General features: G+C 61.6%; 1 protein-coding gene. It reads right to left on the bottom strand.

The window, feature by feature from the left end:
* A partial coding sequence (locus AAEY83_RS14400) for a glycosyltransferase (protein WP_351059912.1) occupies positions 1-279 on the bottom strand: 279 nt, incomplete at both ends.

Genomic DNA, 279 nt, shown 5'->3' with positions numbered 1-279 from the left:
GTTCCGGGAAGGCGAAGACCTTGAACGCGCGGCTCAGGGCTTCTTTATAGCTATCAACGGTGGACTCATCGAAGAGGAAACCGGTGACGCCGTTTTCGATGGTGTCGGCCAGACCGCCGGTGTTGCGCGCGACCGGCAGCGAGCCGAAACGCTGGGCGTACATCTGGCTCAGGCCGCATGGTTCGTAACGCGACGGCATCAGCAGGAAATCGCTGCCGGCGAACATGCGTCGGGCATCGGTTTCGTTGAAGCCGATGCGTACGCCGATCTGGCCAGGAA

The sequence above is a fragment of the Psychrobacter sp. TB20-MNA-CIBAN-0197 genome (assembly GCF_040309765.1).
Lineage (GTDB): Bacteria > Pseudomonadota > Gammaproteobacteria > Pseudomonadales > Moraxellaceae > Psychrobacter > Psychrobacter submarinus.
The sequence above is the reverse complement of the archived record's forward strand: the minus strand, read 5'-3'. Positions and strand labels throughout refer to the sequence as shown.